Source organism: Modestobacter excelsi, from assembly GCF_005930495.1.
Classification (GTDB): Bacteria; Actinomycetota; Actinomycetes; order Mycobacteriales; family Geodermatophilaceae; genus Modestobacter; species Modestobacter excelsi.
This window is the reverse complement of sequence record NZ_SJEX01000026.1, coordinates 1-18742: the sequence shown is the minus strand read 5'-3', so window position 1 is coordinate 18742 and position 18742 is coordinate 1. Positions and strand designations below refer to the sequence as shown.

Annotated in this window: 19 protein-coding genes; 12 read left to right on the top strand and 7 right to left on the bottom strand. The window is 75.9% G+C overall.

From position 1 onward, the window contains the following. The first annotated feature begins 116 nt into the window (after positions 1 to 116). Together sepH and FHL80_RS10880 are read left to right on the top strand one after the other, a co-directional pair. Entirely contained in the window at positions 117 to 1124 is a 1008-nt protein-coding gene (gene sepH / locus FHL80_RS10885; RefSeq protein WP_138733437.1) for a septation protein SepH, read from the top strand. A 173-nt stretch (positions 1125 to 1297) separates the two neighbouring features. After that, positions 1298 to 1771, top strand: coding sequence for a YflT domain-containing protein (locus tag FHL80_RS10880; RefSeq protein WP_246078604.1), 474 nt, complete (start codon positions 1298 to 1300; stop codon positions 1769 to 1771). A 373-nt stretch (positions 1772 to 2144) separates the two neighbouring features. On the opposite strand, the gene FHL80_RS10875 is transcribed toward FHL80_RS10880, so the two are convergent. Further along, positions 2145 to 2951 carry a TrmH family RNA methyltransferase gene (locus tag FHL80_RS10875; protein ID WP_246078603.1) on the bottom strand — a complete coding sequence of 269 codons (807 nt, stop codon included), beginning with the start codon at positions 2949 to 2951 and terminating at the stop codon, positions 2145 to 2147. Between the two features lie 107 nt (positions 2952 to 3058). On the opposite strand from FHL80_RS10875, the gene FHL80_RS10870 reads away from it, so the two are divergent. From FHL80_RS10870 to FHL80_RS10830, 9 genes are all read left to right on the top strand, one after another. Then, positions 3059 to 4006, top strand: a complete 948-nt coding sequence (locus FHL80_RS10870) for an NAD(P)/FAD-dependent oxidoreductase (protein WP_138733435.1) — start codon at positions 3059 to 3061, stop codon at positions 4004 to 4006. 53 nt (positions 4007 to 4059) lie between these two features. Beyond that, positions 4060 to 4917, top strand: a complete 858-nt coding sequence (locus tag FHL80_RS10865; protein ID WP_138733434.1) for a hypothetical protein — start codon at positions 4060 to 4062, stop codon at positions 4915 to 4917. Positions 4918 to 5038: 121 nt separating this feature from the next. Further along, a complete protein-coding gene (locus tag FHL80_RS10860; RefSeq protein ID WP_138733433.1) occupies positions 5039 to 5761 on the top strand; it encodes an ABC transporter ATP-binding protein in 723 nt (240 codons plus the stop codon). Beyond that, positions 5758 to 6525 (top strand): ABC transporter permease, encoded by a 768-nt coding sequence (locus tag FHL80_RS10855; RefSeq protein WP_138733432.1) that lies wholly within the window; start codon positions 5758 to 5760, stop codon positions 6523 to 6525. The genes FHL80_RS10860 and FHL80_RS10855 overlap by 4 nt, the downstream gene beginning before the upstream one ends. Before the next feature lie 65 nt (positions 6526 to 6590). Next, the gene (locus FHL80_RS10850; protein ID WP_216870621.1) at positions 6591 to 7160 is read left to right on the top strand and encodes a TetR/AcrR family transcriptional regulator; all 570 of its coding nucleotides are present in this window, start codon (positions 6591 to 6593) and stop codon (positions 7158 to 7160) included. An 11-nt stretch (positions 7161 to 7171) separates the two neighbouring features. Beyond that, positions 7172 to 7915 (top strand): ABC transporter ATP-binding protein, encoded by a 744-nt coding sequence (locus tag FHL80_RS10845; RefSeq protein WP_138733431.1) that lies wholly within the window; start codon positions 7172 to 7174, stop codon positions 7913 to 7915. After that, the gene (locus FHL80_RS10840; protein ID WP_216870620.1) at positions 7912 to 8598 is read left to right on the top strand and encodes an ABC transporter ATP-binding protein; all 687 of its coding nucleotides are present in this window, start codon (positions 7912 to 7914) and stop codon (positions 8596 to 8598) included. The genes FHL80_RS10845 and FHL80_RS10840 overlap by 4 nt, the downstream gene beginning before the upstream one ends. Positions 8599 to 8668: 70 nt before the next feature. Further along, positions 8669 to 11326, top strand: coding sequence for an FtsX-like permease family protein (locus FHL80_RS10835; RefSeq protein WP_138733430.1), 2658 nt, complete (start codon positions 8669 to 8671; stop codon positions 11324 to 11326). Between the two features lie 124 nt (positions 11327 to 11450). Continuing rightward, positions 11451 to 12095: a phosphoribosyltransferase family protein gene (locus FHL80_RS10830; protein WP_138733429.1), complete on the top strand. Its 645-nt coding sequence runs from the start codon at positions 11451 to 11453 to the stop codon at positions 12093 to 12095. A gap of 7 nt (positions 12096 to 12102) precedes the next feature. Here FHL80_RS10830 and FHL80_RS10825 read toward each other — a convergent pair whose 3' ends face one another. Beyond that, positions 12103 to 12927, bottom strand: coding sequence for a thioesterase family protein (locus tag FHL80_RS10825; protein WP_138733428.1), 825 nt, complete (start codon positions 12925 to 12927; stop codon positions 12103 to 12105). A 27-nt stretch (positions 12928 to 12954) separates the two neighbouring features. Between FHL80_RS10825 and FHL80_RS10820 the strand changes: the two genes are divergently transcribed. After that, on the top strand, positions 12955 to 13923 hold the full coding sequence (locus FHL80_RS10820; RefSeq protein WP_138733427.1) for an aldo/keto reductase: 969 nt from the start codon (positions 12955 to 12957) through the stop codon (positions 13921 to 13923). Positions 13924 to 13983: 60 nt separating this feature from the next. On the opposite strand, the gene thpR is transcribed toward FHL80_RS10820, so the two are convergent. From thpR to FHL80_RS10795, 5 genes are all read right to left on the bottom strand, one after another. Next, positions 13984 to 14532 (bottom strand): RNA 2',3'-cyclic phosphodiesterase, encoded by a 549-nt coding sequence (gene thpR / locus FHL80_RS10815; protein ID WP_281283464.1) that lies wholly within the window; start codon positions 14530 to 14532, stop codon positions 13984 to 13986. Between the two features lie 17 nt (positions 14533 to 14549). Continuing rightward, entirely contained in the window at positions 14550 to 15098 is a 549-nt protein-coding gene (locus FHL80_RS10810) for a hypothetical protein (RefSeq protein ID WP_138733425.1), read from the bottom strand. A gap of 58 nt (positions 15099 to 15156) precedes the next feature. Beyond that, the gene (locus FHL80_RS10805) at positions 15157 to 16509 is read right to left on the bottom strand and encodes an MFS transporter (RefSeq protein ID WP_138733424.1); all 1353 of its coding nucleotides are present in this window, start codon (positions 16507 to 16509) and stop codon (positions 15157 to 15159) included. A gap of 38 nt (positions 16510 to 16547) precedes the next feature. Then, entirely contained in the window at positions 16548 to 16982 is a 435-nt protein-coding gene (locus FHL80_RS10800) for a MarR family winged helix-turn-helix transcriptional regulator (RefSeq protein ID WP_138733423.1), read from the bottom strand. A gap of 74 nt (positions 16983 to 17056) precedes the next feature. Further along, the gene (locus tag FHL80_RS10795) at positions 17057 to 18607 is read right to left on the bottom strand and encodes an NCS2 family permease (RefSeq protein ID WP_216870619.1); all 1551 of its coding nucleotides are present in this window, start codon (positions 18605 to 18607) and stop codon (positions 17057 to 17059) included. Positions 18608 to 18742: the final 135 nt, after the last annotated feature.

The window sequence follows — 18742 nt, the reverse complement described above, 5'->3', positions numbered from 1 at the left end:
TCGAGCCGACGCGCCGGGCCGGGCGTGTCGGCCGTACACGTGCCCGGAGGCGCGGATAGCGTTGCAGCTGGTCCGCTCCCCCGGATGAGCACCGGTTCCCTGCTGGAGGTCGCCCCATGCGCTCCTTGCGCCTCGTGGCGCTCTCCGAGGACGGCACCCACCTGGTGCTCGCCGCGGAGGGGCCCGACCCGTCCGACGACGTCGAGCACCTCGAGCTGGCGGTCGACGAGCACCTGCGGTCGCTCCTCGCGAGCCGGCCGGCCGAGCCGACCCCGGAGCCCGCGCAGGAGGCGGCGCCGCAGCCCGCCCCCGCGCAGCCGGCCAACGACCTGCCGCCCCGGGTGATCCAGGCGCGCATCCGCGCCGGGGAGAGCCCCGAGCAGGTCGCGCACGCCTCGGGCACCCGGGTCGAGCGGATCATGCGGTTCGCCCATCCCGTGCTGCAGGAGCGCACCCGGGTGGCCGAGCAGGCCCGCGACGCCCGGGTCCGGCTGTCGGAGGGGACGCCCAGCGTGCCGCTGGAGCAGTTCATGTCCGAGCGGTTGCGCCTGCTCGGCGCCGACCTGGACGCCGTCCGGTGGGACGCGCACCGGTCCGAGGACGGCACCTGGCAGGTCCGCGCCGCCTGGCGCGCCGGCCACAAGTCCGGCACCACCCGGTGGAGCTACGACATCCCGGCCAAGACGGTGACCCCGGTCGACGCCACGACGATGGACTTCGCCGAGGGCACCCGGCTGGTCCGGGTCGTCCCCGACGTCCCGGTCGGCCTGCCGGCTGCGCCCATCTCGCGCCGGTCCGCCCCGACGGCGCCCGGCGCGGACGGCTACGGCGGCGGGGGGCAGGGGGACGACCAGCCCGGCCACGACGACCGGCTCGACGACCAGGTGCGCAACGTGGTCCCCGCCGACGGCAACCCGGTCGACGTCCTGCTCTCCGGCGACGACGGCCCGTACGGCGAGGCCCGGCCGGCGTACGACGGCCACCCCGCGCTCAGCCCGTACGACGACGCCGACACCCAGGACACCATCGTCCTCGGTCCGCTCGGTGACGGCGAGACCGACGACCCACGCGCCCGGATCCCGGCCTGGGAGGACATCGTCTTCGGGGTCCGCCGGCACCGCTGAAGGACCTCCCTGCTCCCCACCACTCGCGAGCTCGCGGCGGGCCCCTGCACGGAGGCGAGTGAGCGGTCGAGACCGTCCGACTCCCGGCACAGGGGCCTTGCGGAACAGTGGGCCCAGGAAGATCGTTCCGGTGGTGGGCTGGTCGTCGTCCCCGGCCCGGAGCGGAGACAGTCGTGTCAGCATCGGTGTCCATGCCGCTCGGCGGCGTGCAGGTGGGGTCCTACGAGAACTACCAGCAGGCACAGCGGGCGGTGGACCACCTCTCCGACCAGAAGTTCCCGGTGGAGAACGTGACGATCATCGGCAGCGACCTGCGGATGGTCGAGCGGGTCACCGGCCGGCTCAGCTGGGGCCGGGCGATCGGCGCCGGCGCGGCCAGCGGCGCCTGGTTCGGGCTCTTCGTGGGCCTGCTGCTCGGCATCTTCGCCACCGACGGCGCCGACTGGATCGGCTCGGTGCTCACCGGTCTCCTGATCGGGCTGGTGTTCGGCGCGGTCTTCGGCGCGGTCGGCTACGCCGCCTCGCAGGGCAAGCGGGACTTCACCAGCACCAGCCAGGTGGTCGCCAGCCGGTACGACGTGCTGTGCGCCCCGCAGGTCGCCGAGCAGGCGCGGGCCGAGCTGGCCAAGCTGTCCCTGCGCGGCTGAACGCCACTGCAGCCGGTCGGCAGCTCACTGCGGGCCACGATGCCGCGCCAGGCCGGCCGGCTGTGGTGCCGGACGGTTCGACCGTGACCGGCAGGGAGGCGATCGGCGAGCAGTGGGCGGGCCTGCTCGAGATGAAGGGCCACATGACCCTGCGCAGTCGCTACGTCATCGAGGCGGGTGACCTCGCGGTGCTGAGCAACGAGTGGACGCTCACCATCGGTGACCAGACGGTGTCCGCGATCAGCGCCGAGGTCGCGCGTCGGCAGCCCGGCGGCGGCTGGCTGCACGTCGTCGACCACCCGTACGCCGGTCTCGAGCGCGACGAGGCAGCGGCCCTGGCCGCCGCCGTCGCCGGCTGGGACCGCCCGCCGGGTCAGCGCAGCGTGGCGAAGGCGACGGCGGCCGCCGCGGCGACCCCGAGCGAGTCGACGCCGCTGCGCATCGGGATCCGGGCCCGCACCCGGGCGGCCTGCTGCGCCTCGCGGGTGAGGCCGGGCCCCTCCGCACCGAGCAGCACCGCGGTGCGGGGGTGTGCCCCGGGGTCGACGTCGGTGAGGTCGACCGCGTCGTCCGCCGGGGTGAGGGCGACGGTGAGGTACCCGGCCTCGTGCAGCCGGTCCAGGCCGCCGGGCCAGTCCCCGAGCACCGCGATCGGCAGCGTCAGCACGTGCCCCATCGACACCCGGACGCACCGCCGGTAGAGCGGGTCGGCGCAGTGCGGGTCCAGCAGGAGCCCGTCGATGCCGAGCGCGACGGCGGACCGGGCGATCGACCCGATGTTCTCGTGGTCGTTGAGCCCCTCGAGCACCGCGAGCCGCCGTGGTGCCGCCGGGTCCGGGCCGGTGACGAGCGCGTCCAGGTCCGGCGGCGGCAGCCGGTCGGCGGAGGCGAGCACCCCGCGGGTCAGCCGGAAGCCGATCAGGTCCGAGAGGACCCACTTGTCCGCCTCGTACGCGGTGGTGCCGGCGGGGAGGTCGAGGGCGGCGACCCGGCCGGGGATGCCGATCACGCTGCGCACCGGGTACGGCGAGGCCAGCAGGCGATCCACTGCGGGGACCCCCTCGACGATGACCGGCCCGGTGCCCCGTTCGGTACCGGGACGACGGTCGCCGGCCACCAGGTCACGGAAGTCCGCCACCCGCTCGTCGGTCGGATCGGTGATCACCTCGGGCGCGGGCACACCGTCGATCATCCCCGCCGGCCCTCGCCCGGCCGCCGCCCCTCCCCCAGGACCGGCCCGCGGGGCTCGCCGCGCGCGATCACGTCGTGCCCCGCAGGATCGGCGGCGTGGACAGCGCACGCAGCACGGTCGTCGTCGGTGGCGGGATCTCCGGGGTGGCCTGCGCCCGGGCCCTGGCCGACCGGGGCGCCCGGGTGCGGCTGGTCGACCGCGGACGCCGGCTCGGCGGGCGGATGGGCGGCCGGACCCTGCACGGCCGGCCGGTCGACCTTGGCGCCTCCTACCTGACCGCGGGCGAGGGCTCGGCGTTCGCGCCGGTCGTCGAGGACTGGGTGCGGCGCGGGCTGGCCCGGCCGTGGACCGACACGTTCGCGGTCGCCGGGCCCGGCGGCATCGAGCGGACGACCTCCGGCCCGGTCCGCTACGGCACCCCCGGCGGGCTGCGCAGCCTGGTCGTCGACCTCGCCACCGGGCTGGACGTCGAGCTCGGCCGCGCTGTCACCGAGGTGACCCGCGGACCGCAGGTGGACGGCGAGGCGGTGGCCGCGGTGGTGCTGGCCATGCCCGATCCGCAGGCGGCCCGGCTGCTGGCCTCGGACGACGTCCCGGACGCGGGCTGGCAGCCCTCGCTGGCCGTCGCGCTGGGCTGGCCGGACCGGCGCTGGCCCGCCGACCTGCACGGCGTCTTCGTGCACGGCTCCCCCGTGCTCGAGTGGGTGGCCGACGACGGCGACCGGCGGGGCGACGCCGCCCCGGTGCTCGTCGCCCACACCACCCCGGCCTTCGCGGCCGAGCACCTCGACGACCCCGACCACGCCGTCCCGGCGGTGACGGCGGCGGTCCGCGCGCTGCTGGGCATCGACGCCGACCCGGGGTGGGCCCACGCGCACCGCTGGACCTTCGCCAAGCCCACCGCGCCCCGCGAGGCCCCCTTCGCCCTGGACGACGGGATCGGCCGGTGCGGCGACGGCTGGTGCGCACCGTCGAAGGTGGAGAGCGCCTGGCGCTCCGGCGACGCGCTCGGCCGGTCGCTGGCCGGCGACCTGCCCGCCTGACGCTGCCCGCCTGACGCTGCGCGCCTGTCACCCCGACCCCGAGGAGACCCCGCGTGCCCGGCGGCTTCAGCCCCCCACCCGGCCCGGCGGAGGCCGGCGTGGAGACCCAGCGGTCGGAGGGTTCAGCCGTCGCTGCGCTGGCCCGCGGGGTCCTGGTCCCGGCGCTGGTGGCGACGCTGATCGGCCTGGCGTTCGTGGTCGTCTTCCTGGACGCCTTCCACGCGGCGGTACCGCACGACCTGCCGGTCGGCGTCGTCGGCAGCGCGGCGCAGGTCGACCAGGTGCGCACCGCGCTGGACCGGGCCGCCCCGGGCGAGTTCGCCGTCGCCCGGCTGACCGACGAGGCGGCCGCCCGCGCCGCCGTCCTGCAGCGGGACGTGTACGCCGCCTTCCTGCCCGGCCCGCCCGCGCGGCTGCTCTCCGCCGGCGCCAACGGCCAGGGCGTGACCATGACGGTGACCCAGGCGTTCAGCCCGCTCGCCCAGCAGGCCGGCGGGCAGCTGCAGGCCGAGGACCTGCGGCCGCTGGCTCCCGGTGACACGCGCGGCCTGGGGATCTTCTACGGCTCCTTCGGGGTGGTGCTCGGCGGCTTCCTGTTCGGCATCCAGTCCTACTCCGCGGTCCATCGGGTCGGCCGGCACCTTCGTCACCTCGCTGGGCCTGTCGTCCTCGGCAACGCCACCAGCACGGGCAACCTCCCCGCCGAGTACCTGCCGCCGTGGCTGCACCCGCTGGCGGAGGTCCTCCCGCCCGGGGTCGCCGTGCGGGCGCTGCGCGGCGCCACCTACTTCGACGGCGACGGCGTGACCCGTGCGCTGTGGGTCCTCGGGCTCTGGTCGGTGGTCCCGCTGGCGCTCATCGCGCTGCTCGACGCGGTCCGACGCCGGCAGGCCCGACCGACGTCCGCGTGACCGCGTTCCTCCGGGCCGGCACCGCCGCACCCTGAGCCCGCTCCGCCGCACCGGGGTCTTGCCCGATCCGTGCAACTCATCTAGCGTTGAGTTCACCACTCGTTGAGTTGTGGAGGTCGTCATGGACGCCGCTGTCACCGTCACCGACCTGGTCGTGCACCGCGGGGCGCGCCGGGTCCTGCACGAGGTGGGCTGCACCGTCCCGCCCGGTCAGGTCACCGGCCTGCTGGGGCCGAGCGGGAGCGGGAAGAGCACCCTGATGCGCGCGATCGTCGGCGTGCAGCAGGTGCGCTCGGGGTCGGTCACCGTGCTGGGCCGACCGGCCGGTTCGGCGGAGCTGCGCTCGCGGGTCGGCTACGTCACCCAGGCCCCGAGCGTGTACGCCGACCTCACCGTCCGGGAGAACGCCCGCTACTTCGCCGCCCTGTACGGCCGGGGAGCCGCAGCCGCCGACGCGGCGATCGCCGACGTCGGCCTCGCCGACGCCGCCGGCCAGCTGGTCGAGGAGCTCTCCGGCGGTCAGCGCGGGCGCGCGTCGCTGGCCTGCGCGCTGGTCGGCGAACCGGAGCTGCTGGTGCTGGACGAGCCGACCGTCGGCCTCGACCCGGTGCTGCGGGTCGAGCTGTGGAGCCGCTTCCACGCCCTCGCCGACGCCGGGACGACGCTGGTCGTCTCCAGCCACGTGATGGACGAGGCCGGTCGCTGCGACCGGCTGCTGCTGCTCCGCGAGGGCCGGCTGCTCAGCGACTCCACGCCCGCCGAGCTGCGCACCCGCACCGGTACCGACGACCTGGAAGAGGCCTTCCTCTCCCTGGTGCGCGAGACCGAGGAGGTGGCGGCGTGACGACCACCCTCAGCCCCGCGCTGACCACCGCCACGGCAGGCCGGGTGCTGCGCCAGCTCGCCCACGACCACCGCACGGTGGCGATGCTGCTGGTGCTGCCCAGCGCCCTGCTCGGGCTGCTCTACCTGATCTGGTCCGACGTCCCGGCCCGACCCGGTCAGCCGGACACCTTCGACCGGGTCGGGCTGATCATGCTCGGCGTCTTCCCGTTCGTGGTGATGTTCCTGGTGACCAGCATCGCGATGCTCCGCGAGCGCACCTCCGGGACGCTCGAGCGGCTGCTCACCACGCCGCTCTCCCGCCCCGACCTGCTGCTCGGCTACGGCGCCGCGTTCGGGCTGGCCGCCGCGCTGCAGGCTGTGGTCACCGTGACCGTGGCGACGACGCTCTACGGCCTGGACGTCGCCGGTCCGCTCGCGCTCGTCGTCCTGATCGCCGTCGTCGACGCCGTGCTGGGGGTGGCGCTGGGGCTGCTGGCGAGCGCCTTCGCCCGCAGCGAGTTCCAGGCCGTGCAGTTCATGCCGGTCGTCGTGCTGCCGCAGTTCTTCCTCTGCGGGCTGCTGGTGGCGCGCGAGCAGCTGCCCGGCTGGCTGCAGGTGGTCAGCGACGCCCTCCCGCTCACCTACGCCGTCGAGGCCCTGCAGGAGGTCGGTCGCTCGACGGAGGCGACGGGCACCATGTGGACCGACGTCGGCGTCGTCGCCGGCGCCGCGCTGCTGGCCCTCGGGCTGGCGGCGGCCACCCTGCGGAGGAGGACCAGCTGAGCCAGCCCGCACGCCGCGCCCGCCCCAGCGGCCGGCGCCCCGGCAACCCCGGCACGCGGGAGGCGGTGCTCGCCGCGGCGCGCACCGCCTTCGCCGAGCGCGGGTTCGACGGCGCGTCGATCCGGGTGATCGCCGCCGACGCCGGGGTCGACCCGGCCCTCGTGCACCACTACTTCGGCAGCAAGGACAAGCTCTTCCTCGCCGCGATCGAGGCTCCGGCCGACCCGGAGGAGCTGCTGCCGGAGGCGCTGGCCGGCGGGCCGGACCAGCTCGGCGCCAACGTCGTCCGGTTGCTGGTGAAGGTCTGGGACGGCCCCACCCGCGCCGCCGGCCTGGCGCTGGTGCGCTCGGCGGTGAGCAACGAGTGGACCGCCCGGCTGCTCCGCGAGTTCCTCGTCGCCCAGGTGCTGCGCCGGGTGGTCGGCACGCTGGACCTCCCGGCCGCCGAGGCGGAGGCCCGCGGGTCGCTGGTCGCCTCCCAGCTGATCGGGGTGGTGATGACCCGCTACGTGCTGCAGGTCGAACCGCTGGCGTCGGCGTCGGCGGACGAGCTCGTCGCGGCCGTCGGCCCCACCGTGCAGCGCTACCTCACCGGCCAGGTCGACCTGCCGGGCAGGGCCGCCACCGACCTCTAGGCTGCCCGTCGATGACCAGCGCCGAGGGCTTCCGGTTCGCCGAGGACCCGCTGTCCGCCCCGGTCTTCGCCCCCGCGGCCGACACCGCTCCCGCCGCCGTGTGCCGCGGCGTGGAGAAGACCTACCGGACGGCGACCGAGTCGGTCCCCGCGCTGGTCGACGTCACCCTGGCGATCCCGCGCGCCCGGGTGACCGTGGTGGTCGGGCCGTCCGGGTCGGGCAAGTCCTCGCTGCTGCGGCTGCTGGCCTGCATCGACTCCCCCGACGCCGGCGAGGTGCTCGTCGCCGGGCAGCGGGTGGACCGGCTGCGCCCCCGGGCCCGCCGTCGGCTGCGGCAGCGCCAGGTCGCCTACCTGTTCCAGCGGCCGGGCGAGAACCTGCTCCCCTACCTGGACGCCGTCGCCCAGGTCCGGCTCGCCGCCTCGCTGCGCGGCGCCCCGGTGACCGCGACGGCAGCGCTGGACCTGCTGGACCGGCTCGGCCTGCAGGAGCGCGCCGACCACCTGCCCGGGCAGCTCTCCGGCGGGGAGCAGCAGCGGCTGGCGGTGGCCTGCGGCGTCGTCGGCGACCCGGCGCTGGTCGTCGCTGACGAGCCCACCGCCGAGCTGGACACCGCCGCCGCCGAGCGGGTGCTGACCGCCATGGAGGACCTCGCCGCGGCCGGCGTGGGCTTCGTGCTCTCCTCGCACGACCCCCGGGTGATGGCCATCGCCGACGGCTTCGTGCGGCTCGACCACGGCCGGCTGGTGCCGTGACCGAGCGGGTGCAACCGTCCGGCGGGCTGGTCGGCCGGGGGCTGGTCAAGTGCTATCCCCGCGGCGTGGAGACCGTCTCCGCCCTCGCCGGGGTGGACCTGCGGGTGGACTCCGGGGAGTTCGTGGCGCTCGTCGGCCCGTCCGGCTCGGGCAAGAGCACGCTGCTGGCCCTGCTCTGCGGGTGGGAGACCGCCGACGCCGGCGAGCTGCGCTACCTCGGGCCGCTGGGCGACCGCCGCCCGGACACCTTCGGCTGGCGGGACCTCGCGCTCGTGCCGCAGGCGTTGGGCCTGGTGACCGACCTCAGCCTCGCGGACAACGTGCTGCTGCCGGCCCGCCTGCGCGGCACCGCCGGCACCGAGGAACCCCGCGCCCGGGCGCTGCTGGCGGACTTCGGTCTCGCGCACCTCGCCGACCGCTACCCGCACCAGGCCTCCCTCGGCGAGCAGCAGCGGGTCGCCGTCGCCCGGGCGCTGCTGCTCCGCCCGGCGGTGCTGCTGGCCGACGAGCCGACCGCGCACCAGGACCGCGGGCACGCCGACGGGCTGCTGGACGCGGTCGTGGAGGCCGCGCGGGGCGGGGCGGCGGTGCTCATCGCCACGCACGACGAGCTCGCCTGGGCCCGCGCCGACCGGGTGCTGTCGATGCGCGACGGCGTGGTGACCGAGGGAGGGTCCCCGTGAGCGAGCATCGCAGCGAGCGCCAGCGAGCGAGGAGCGGAACGAGTCCCCGAGCGGAGCGAGGCATGTCCTCATGAGCCGACCGCCGCTGTGGCGGCTGGCCCCCTGGACCCGGGCGCCGCTGCTGGGGCTGCGCCAGCCCGCCGCCGTCCTCGCCGTGCTGGTGACCAGCGCGATCCTGGCCTGCGCGGTCGCCTCCGCGCCGCTGTTCCTCTCCTCGGCCCGCTCGGCCGCGCTGCAGCAGCAGCTCGCCGACCAGTGCGCTGAGGCCGGCTGGGTGCAGGACGGGGTGGGCACCCCCCGCGCGGAGCCGGGCTACACCGACGCCCTGGTCACCGCCTGGGCGGAGCAGGGGCGCACCGCCGAGCCCGTGCTGGCCACCGCCGCCGTGGTGGGCCGGCAGCGAGGCGCCGAGCCGGGGAGGGTCACCGCCGCCGACGGTGCGGAGGCGTCCCAGCCGGTCAGCGTCTACTTCCGTCCCGACGCTCTCGACCACGTCCAGGTGGTCGCCCAGCGGGCGGGCGACGGGCTGTGGCTGCCCGCCTCCTACGCCGAGGGCGCCGGCATCGGCCTCGGCGACCGGATCACGGTGGCCGGCACCCCGGTCGACGTCGTCGGCCTGTACCGCGACCTGTTCAGCGTCGACGCCGGCCCCTACTGGTGCGACTACCGGATCCTCTACGCCAACGACATCAACGCCAACACCGCTCCCCCGGCCTTCGCGCTGGCCACCGACCCGGACACCTTCTACGCGGTGTCGGCCGGCTACCGGTACGGAGCTCAGCAGCTGGCGCAGGTGCCGGTGGACGCCGCCGGGCTGTCGGCCAGCGACGCCCGGGCGCTGCTCACCGGGCAGGACCGGGCGCAGCGGCGGGCGTTCGCGCTGCTCGGGCTGCCGGGAGCGTCGGCGGAGGACGGGCTGGTCAACTCCCGGCTGGCCGACGCGGTCGACCGGGCCGAGCTGGTGGAGTCCGGGCTGCGCGGTCCGGTCCTGCCGGTCGCCGTCGCCGGGGCGCTGCTCGCCCTCGTCCTCGTCGCCGCGGCCGGCAGCTTCTGGGCCGACCGGCGGGCCACCGAGGTGCGGTTGCTGGCCGCCCGCGGGGTCGGTCCGGTGCCGCTGGCCGGCAAGGCGGCCCTGGAGCTGGGGCTGCCCGCGCTCGCCGGCGCCGCGGTCGGCTGGGCCGCCGCCCGGCTGCTGACCAGCGGGCTCGGTCCGGCCGACGACCTGGACCCGTCGGCCACCTCCGCCGCGGTCGCCACGGCCGTCGCGGCCTTCGTGGTCGGGCTGGGGGCCGCCGCCGCGGTGGCCGGCCTGCGTGCCCGCGGGACGGCCGAGCGCCCGCTCGGCGCGGCCCCGCGGTGGCCCTCCCGCGTGCCGTGGGAGCTGGTGCTGCTGCTGGGCGCCGGGTGGTGCTGGCTGCTGCTGCAGACCCGCGACGCGGTGGTGAGCACCGGTGGTGTCGCGCAGGTCAACGGGTTGCTGGTCGCCTTCCCGCTGCTGGCCATCGCCGGCGCCGCGGTGCTGCTCGGCCGGGTGCTCTCCGCGCTGCTGCCCCGGCTGCGCCGCTGGGCCGGACGCCGCTCCCCCGCCGTCTTCCTGGCCGTCAACCGGCTGGCCGCCGCCCGGCTGGCCACGGCGACCCTGCTGGTCGCGGTCACCCTGCCGGTCGCGGTGCTGGGCTACACCGCGACGCTGACCGCCAGCGCGCAGAAGACGCTGGACGCCAAGGTGGGCGTGCAGATCGGCGCCACCCGGGCGCTGCAGACCCTGTCCCGGTTCGCGCCGACCGCCGCGATCGACGAGGTCGGCACCTTCGTCGTCCGCTACGAGGGCAGCGCGACCGCACCCGAGGGGCAGGGCGACAGCGCCGGCCGGCAGGACGTCCAGGTGCTCGCCGTCGACCCCACCGACTTCGCCGGCACCGCGTTCTGGGACGACTCCTTCGCCGACGAGCCGCTGCCCGAGCTCATGGCCGCACTGACCGGACCGACGGTGGACGGCCGGCTGCCGGTGGTGGCCGCCGGGCTGCCCGCCGGGGACCCGCAGCTGCAGCTGGGCAGCACCGAGGTGCCGGCCGAGGTGGTCGCGACGGCCCGGGTGCTGCCCGGTCGGCGGCTGGACGCGGCGATGGTCCTGGTGGCCGCCGACCGGCTCCCGGAGATCGAGCGCACCGCCGGTGCCGCCCGCGCCGCCGAGATCTGGACCAACGGGCCGCTGGGGCCCGCGGTCGAGGCGCTCAGCGCGGCCGGCGGTGTCGGCTTCCGCGCGCTCGAGCCGGCCGGCGTGCTGCAGACCGCGAACTTCCTGGGCATCACGTGGACCTTCGGCTACCTGTCGGCACTCGCCGTCTTCGTCGGGGTGATCTCGGTCGGCGGGCTGCTGCTGTACCTGGAGGCGCGCTCCCGCAGCCGGGTGTCGGGGTACGTGATGGCGCGCCGGCTGGGTCTCAGCCGTGGCGCCCACTTGCGCTCGCTGCTGGTGGAGCTGGGCGGGGTGTCGGTCGCCGGGCTGCTGCTCGGCGGGGCGCTGGCCGGCGGCGCGGTGGCGCTGGTCCACCGCCGGCTGGACGTCGACCTCCTCCGGCCACCCACCCCGCTGCTGGACGTGCCCTGGACGGCGCTCGCCGCCAGCGCCGTCGTGGTGGTCGTCGTCGCCGGGCTGGCCGCGCTGTACGCCCAGCGCGCCGCCGACCGGGCCGACCCCGCGACGGTCCTCCGCCAGGACGCCTGACGAAGGACCCCCTCTCCCCCCACCCCTCGCGAGCTCGGGGCGGGCCCCTGCGAGGGGGCCGCTCCAGCACGTCACCAACTCGGGGCGGGCCCCTGGGAGGGGGCCACCGTGGCACGCTCGGTGCGTGGCCTCGTTCCGCGACCGCAGCGACGCCGGACACCGCCTGGTCGGGCCCGCGGCGGCGGTGCTCCCCGCCGGGCGGCCGGTCACCGTGGTCGGCCTGCCCCGCGGCGGCGTCCTCGTCGGCGCCGCGCTGGTGGAGGGGCTCCGCGCCCTGGGCTGGACGGTCCGGCTGGACCTCGTCGTCGTCGCCAAGGTGCTCGCCCCGGAGTTCCCGGAGCTGGCGCTCGGCGCGGTGACCGCGCACGCCACCGTGCGCAGCGCGACGGCCGGTCAGGTCACCGGGGTCGACGACGCCCGGTACGCCGCGCTCACCGCCGACGCCCGCCGTCGGCTGGCGGACCGGGCTGCCGCGCTGCCCGAGCCGGGCACGCCTCCGGACGGCTCGGTGCTGCTGGTCGACGACGGGCTGGCCACCGGCTCGACGGTCGAGGCCGCGATCGCCGAGCTGCGCGCCGGGCGCCCGGGCTGGCTGGGCTTGGCCGTGCCGGTGGCCGACGCGACCGCCTGGGCGCGGGTGCGACCGCGGGTGGACGGCGGCGTCGCCCTGCTGCAGCGCACCCCGATGCGCGCGGTCAGCGTCGACTACGGCGACTTCACCCAGCTGGACGACGACGTCGTCCGCGACGCACTGACCCGCTGGGGCTGACCCGAGGTCAGCGGCGGCGGGGCGAGCGGGCGAGCTGCCGGCTCTGTGCGACGAGCCGCCCGGTGGAGTCCCAGATCCGGTAGTCCTCGTCGACCCAGCCCCCCGCGATCTCGCTGGACCGCGCCTCGACCAGGCACCAGCCCGGTGCGGGCAGCGCCCGCACCAGCACCTGCAGCTGCACGGTGGGCGCCCAGCCGAGGTCGCCCATCGCGAAGCTGGTCGGCGGGAGGGCGTCGGCGAAGGTGAGCAGCGCCAGCGGGTCGGGGTCCCGGCCGTCGGTGAAGCGCATGTACGCCCGCAGCCGCGGCTCGCTGGAGGGCCGGCCGAACGCCCAGCCGGCGGTGGCGGGGTCCAGCCGGGTGTCCACCCGCAGCGACAGCCCGGGCACCTGCACGCCGGGCGGGGCGAGCTCGCGGTGCTCGGCCACCGACACGCACTCCTCCACCGGCGGGGCGTCCGGGGTCGGCTCGGACCACTGCGGGCCGGCGGTGCCCAGCGTCGCCGTCGTCACCGTGACGGTGAGCGCCGGCCCATCGGCGTCGGCGAGGGTGACCAGCGAGTGCGCGAGCGTGCGGCCGGCCGGACCGGGGACGACGGTCAGCGTGGCCGGACCGGCGGCCGGGGCCCGGAGGTAGCTGGCCGACACCGCCACCGGGTGCGGGTGCGGGCTCTCCAGCAGCGCGGCGCGGCCGACCACCGACAGCAGGTAGCCGCCGTTGAGGATCCCGCCCCCGACGTCCCAGCCGGGGTCGAGCTCGGCGACCAGCCCACCGGCCTCGGTCCGGGTGACGGCGGTGGCGCGGTCGAAGGCGGGGACGTCGGTCTGCGGCACGACGGACAGGGTGCCAGGCTCGGGCGCATGGACCAGACCCACCTCGGCCGCAGCGGCCTCTCCGTCTCCCGGCTGTGCCTGGGCACGATGAACTTCGGCTGGAAGACCCCCGAGGAGGACAGCCATGCGATCATGGACCGGGCGCACACGGAGGGCGTCAACTTCTTCGACACCGCCAACGTCTACGGCTTCGACGCCGGCAAGGGCCGCACGGAGGAGGTGCTCGGCACCTGGTTCGCCCAGGGCGGGGAGCGCCGGGACCGCACCGTGCTGGCGACCAAGGTCTACGGCGGCATGTCCGACTGGCCGAACGACACGTTCCTGTCCGCCCGCAACATCGTCCGGGCCTGCGACGCCTCGCTGGCCCGGCTGCAGACCGACTGGATCGACCTCTACCAGTTCCACCACGTCGACCTCGAGACGCCGTGGGACGAGATCTGGCAGGCCTGCGAGACCCTGGTCGCCCAGGGCAAGGTGCTCTACGTCGGCTCCTCCAACCACGCCGGCTGGCAGCTGGCCGCCGGCACGGAGGCGGCCCGTGCCCGGCACTTCACCGGCCTGGTCAGCGAGCAGTCCATCTACAACCTGCTGGTCCGCGACATCGAGCAGGAGGTGGTCCCGGCCGCGCAGCACTACGGGATCGGGATCATCCCGTGGAGCCCGCTGCAGGGCGGCCTGCTGGCCGGCGCGCTGGCGAAGTCCGACGGCGCCCGCCGCAGCGACGCGCGGGCCCAGCAACGGCTGGACGAGGTGCGCCCGCAGCTGCAGCGGTACGAAGACCTGTGCGCCGAGTGGGGCCTGGCACCGGCCGACGTCGGGATCGCCTGGCTGCTGAGCCGGCCCGGGGTGACCGCACCGATCATCGGCCCGCGCACGATGGAGCAGTTCGAGGGCTCGCTGGCCGCGGTCGGCGTCACGCTGTCCGGCGAGCAGCTGGCCGCACTCGACGAGGTGTTCCCGGGCAGGAAGCCCGCGCCGATGCAGTACGCCTGGTGATCGGAGGACCCCGTCCTCCTCATGCCTCGCAGGCTCGGCACGAGGCTCGGGACGGGGCCGTCACCCGGCGAGCGGCCAGGCCGCCACCCGCTCGTAGCGGGGCTCGGCGCGGCCGAGGTGGCTGCGCCACAGCACCACCTCCGGGACCGGCCACGCCGGCCCGGCGTAGCCGGCCAGCCGGTCGGGCAGGGCGGCGTCCGCCGGCCGGCCGGGTCGCCAGCGCCCCAGGGTCAGGTGCGCCCGGAACGGCCGGTCCTCCACCGGAAGCCCGAGGGCCTGCACGGCGGCGGACAGCCGGCCGGCCAGCGCGGTCAACCCGGCGACGTCCCCGGTCAGACCGGCCCAGCAGACCGCCGGCCGGCGGGGCGGGCCGAACCGGCCGGCACCGGCCAGCTGCAGCGTCAGCGGCGGCGTGCCCGCCACCGCCGGGGCGACCGCGGTGGTGAGCGGGGCCAGCAGGCCCGCCGGGACGTCCCCGAGGAACAGCAGGGTGAGGTGCCAGCGGGAGGGAGGGGTCCAGCGCGGCGCACCCGGGGCGGCACGGAGCGGCTGCAGGGCCCGGTCCAGGTGGGCCACCGCGGCGGGCGAGGGGTCGACGGCGAGGAACAGCCGGCCGGCCGACTCGCTCAGCCGGCCACCACCAGCCCGGCGGCCTCCAGCGAGGCGATGAGCCGCAACCGCTCCAGCTCCCGGTTCGCCGGTGACACCGAGGTGAGCTGGTGCGGCACCTCGAGCAGCTCTGCCGCCTCGATCAGCACGTCGTCGTAGGCGGCCAGCAGCCCGCGGCGCCGGGCCATCGGCATCCCGCCGGGCACCATCGACAGCTCACGGGTCAGCCGCCGCACGTCAGCGGCGACCAGTTGCAGCGGACGGCGCGGCCGGGGGGCCGGCGTCGGGGCCGGGCGGGAACCCGGGACGCGGCGGCCCACGGGGTGGTGCCCGGCGGCGGCCGGACGGCGGTCGGCGGAACCGGCCGGCCGGGGTGCGGGATCGACCGCAGGCGGCGGTTCCTCGCGGAGGCGACGGCGGGCCAGCCGGTTCAGCTGCAGCTCACCGGTCACCCAGCGCAGCAGCAGGGCGACGAGTGCGGCCGTGGCGGCGAAGAGCGCGACGAGACCGCCGAGGCGCAACAACGACGTCCCGACGTCCGCAGAGGCCGACCCTGCTGAGGGCACGTGTCTGACGTTACGTCCGCCGACGGCTGGTGACAACGTGACCGCTGAGTGCGACCGCTCAACGCACGGGATCGCGCGCCACCTGCTCGCCCGGGACCTCGCCGTCGGCCTCCTCCGCGATGCCGGCGACCCGGTCGGGCACCGGGTCGGCGCGCGGTCCGGCGGCCACGTGCAGCTGCGCGCTCGGCGGGACGACGTGCAGCTCCAGGCGCACCCGCCGGCCGCGGGCCAGGACCGCACCGGCGACGACGGCCGCCGCGACGCAGACTAGGCCGCCGGCGATGAACCCCCAGCGGGCGCCCAGGTGCTCCGACACCCAGCCGATCAGCGGGGCGCCCACCGGGGTGCCACCCATGAAGCACATGAAGTACAGCGCCAGGATCCGCCCGCGCATCTGCGGGTCGACACCGAGCTGGACGAAGCTGTTGCACGCGACGCTGAACACCAGCGCGGCGGCACCGGTGGGCACCAGCAGCAGGGCGAACGACGTCTGGGTCGGCATCAGCCCCGCGACGACGAGCAGCGCGCCGAACACGCCGGAGGAGACGATGAGGAACCGCTGCAGCGGCCTGGTGCTCCGCCGGGTGGACAGCAGCGCCCCGGACAGCGAGCCCACGGCGTAGGCGGTGGACATGAAGCCGAAGGCGGTCGCGCCGAGCCCGAACTCCTCCCGGGCCATCAGCGCGATGGTGATCTGGGTGTTGAACCCGAACGTGCCGGCCACGAAGGCCAGCGACATGGCCAGGACCAGGTCGGGGTGCCGCCGGGTGTAGCCCAGCGCCTCCCGGAGCTGCCCCCGGGAGCGGGACGCCGGTGGGCTGGGCCGCAGCTCGCTGCCGCGCATGGCCAGCAGCGCCGCGATGGTCACCGCGAAGCTGGCGGCGTTGATGAGGAACGCCGGGGCCGTGTCACCCCCGGCGAGGCCGATGACCGAGCCCGCGATCGCCGGCCCGACCAGCCGGGCGCCGTTGAAGACGGTGGAGTTCAGGCTCACCGCGTTGGCCAGCCGGTCGGGGCCGACCATCTCCGAGACGAAGGACTGGCGCACCGGCATGTCCAGCGAGGACACCACCCCGAGCGCGGCGGCCAGCAGGTAGACGTGCCAGAGGGCGATGCCGTCGGTGGCCACCAGCAGGCCCAGCCCGAGCGCCAGGGCGCCCATCACCGCCTGGGTGACGACCAGGACCCGGCGCTTGGAGTGGCGGTCGGCGAGGACGCCGCCGTAGAAGCTGAACAGCAGGGTGGGGGCGAACTGCAGCGCGGTGGTCACGCCCAGCGCGACGCCGCTGCCGCCCGACAGCTGCAGGACCAGCCAGTCCTGGCCGATGCGCTGCATCCAGGTGCCGGTCAGGCTGACCAGGTTGGCCGACGCGTACAGCCGGAAGTTGCGTACGCGGAGGGCGGCGAACATCGCCGTCCTCCGCCGTGCGTCTGCGTCAGGCGTCTGCGTCACCCGCTGGCGAGCTTGTCCATGATCACCGCGGCCTCGCGCAGGACGGCGCGCTCCTCGGCGGTCAGTTCGTGGAGGTGCCCGGACAGCCACGCCTCGCGGGCGCGGACCTCCTCGGTCAGCAGCTCCTCCGCGGCCGGGGTGAGGTCGATGACCACCTGCCGGCCGTCGGTGGGGTGCGGCGTGCGGGTGACCAGCCCGCGGGCCTCGAGCGCGACGACCACCCGGGTCATCGACGGGGGCTGGACCCGCTCGTGGGTGGCCAGCTCCCCGGGGCTCATCGGGCCGTGCCGCTTGAGGGTGGACAGCGCGGCCAAGTGGGTGAGGGTCACCGAGGTGTCCACCCGCTGGTTGCGCAGCCGCCGGCTGAACCGCATGACGGCCAGCCGCAGGTCATGGGCGAGCGCCGCGGTGTCCAGCGTCGTCCGAGCCACGTGCTCCACCTTAGTCCTGGTACGAAGCCTGTCTAACGATCGACCCCGGCGACGTGCTGCACCGGGGTCCTCCGTCAGAGGAGCTGCTGGATCGGGTCCAGGGCGAAGTAGACGACGAAGACCGCGGCGACGGTCCACATCAGCGGGTGCACGTCGCGACCGCGGCCGGTGGCCACCCGCAGGACGACGTAGCTGACCACGCCGGCGCCGATGCCGTTGGTGATCGAGTAGGTGAAGGGCATCAGCGCGATCGTGAGGAAGGCCGGGATGACCAGGGACATGTCGCCCCACTCGAGGTCCCGGATCTGGCTGATCATCATGGCGCCGACGATCACCAGGACCGGTGCCGCGGCCTCCGAGGGCACGACCTGCACCAGCGGGGTGAAGAAGGTGGCGACCAGGAACAGCGCGCCGGTCACGACGCTGGCGAGGCCGGTGCGGGCACCGTCGCCGACGCCGGCCGCGCTCTCGATGTAGGTGGTGTTCGACGAGACGCTGGCCGCGCCACCGGCCGCCGCGGCCAGCGAGTCGACCAGCAGCACCGGCTGGGACCGCGGCAGGTTGCGGTCCTCGTCGAGCAGCTCGCCCTCGGCACCGACGGCGGTGATCGTGCCGACGGTGTCGAAGAAGTCCGCGATCATGATCGAGAAGACGATCAGGACGGCGGCGAGGACGCCGATCCGGGAGAACCCGCCGAACAGCGAGAAGTTGCCGATGATCGACAGGTCCGGGACGTCGAAGACCTGCCCGGGCCAGGTCGGCACCTGCAGCGCCCAGCCGTGGGTGTTGGCCACGGCGCCGTCGGCGCCGGTGCGCGGGCCGATGTCGGCGATCGCCTCCACCACGATGGCGAACACCGTGGTGGCGAGGATCCCGATGAGCAGCGCGCCCCTGACCCGGCGGACGACGAGGACGCTGGTGAGCAGCAGGCCGACGACGAAGGTGAGCATCGGCCAGCCGGCCAGCGAGCCGTTCACGCCGAAGCTGATCAGCGGGTTGCCCGGCCGGACGATGCCGGCGTCGGCGAGCCCGATGATGGTGAGGAAGAAGCCGATGCCCACCGCGATGGCCGTCTTCAGCTGCGCGGGGATGGCGGTGAAGACGGCCCGGCGGAAGCCGGTGAGCACCAGCACGGTGATCAGCAGGCCCTCGAGCACGACCAGGCCCATGATCTCGGGCCAGGTGAGCTGGGTGGCGGCGTAGACGCCGACGATCGCGTTGATGCCCAGGCCGGTGGCCAGCGCCAGCGGGTACCTGCCGACGATGCCCATCGCGATGGTGAGCACCCCGGCGACCAGCGCGGTCACCGCGGCGACGGAGGCGAACGGCAGCGTCGCGCCGGTGATGTCCGCGCCGGACAGGATGATCGGGTTGAGCACCACGATGTAGGCCATCGTGAAGAAGGTGGTCAGCCCACCGCGGACCTCGCGACCGAACGAGGAGCGCCGCTCGGTGACCCCGAAGAAGCGGTCCACCCCGTTCTTCGGGCGCACCTTCGGTCCGGGGCTGCGGCGCGGCGTGGCGGTTGCCGTCGCCGTCCCCTGCGGGGTCGCTGCCGGCGCCCCCACCGCGGTGCTGCCGGTGCCCTTGCCGGGCGTGCGGGCGGGACGTGACCTGTCGGGCATGGGGGACCCCTCGGGACGGCGACCGACGCGGGTCCGGCGGGTCGGCTTCCCGGCGGGCCGCCCGGTGTGGATGGCAGAGAGCGGCGACAGCGTGCCACACACCCCCGGCGGGCGCGGCGTACCGGCACCCCGGCC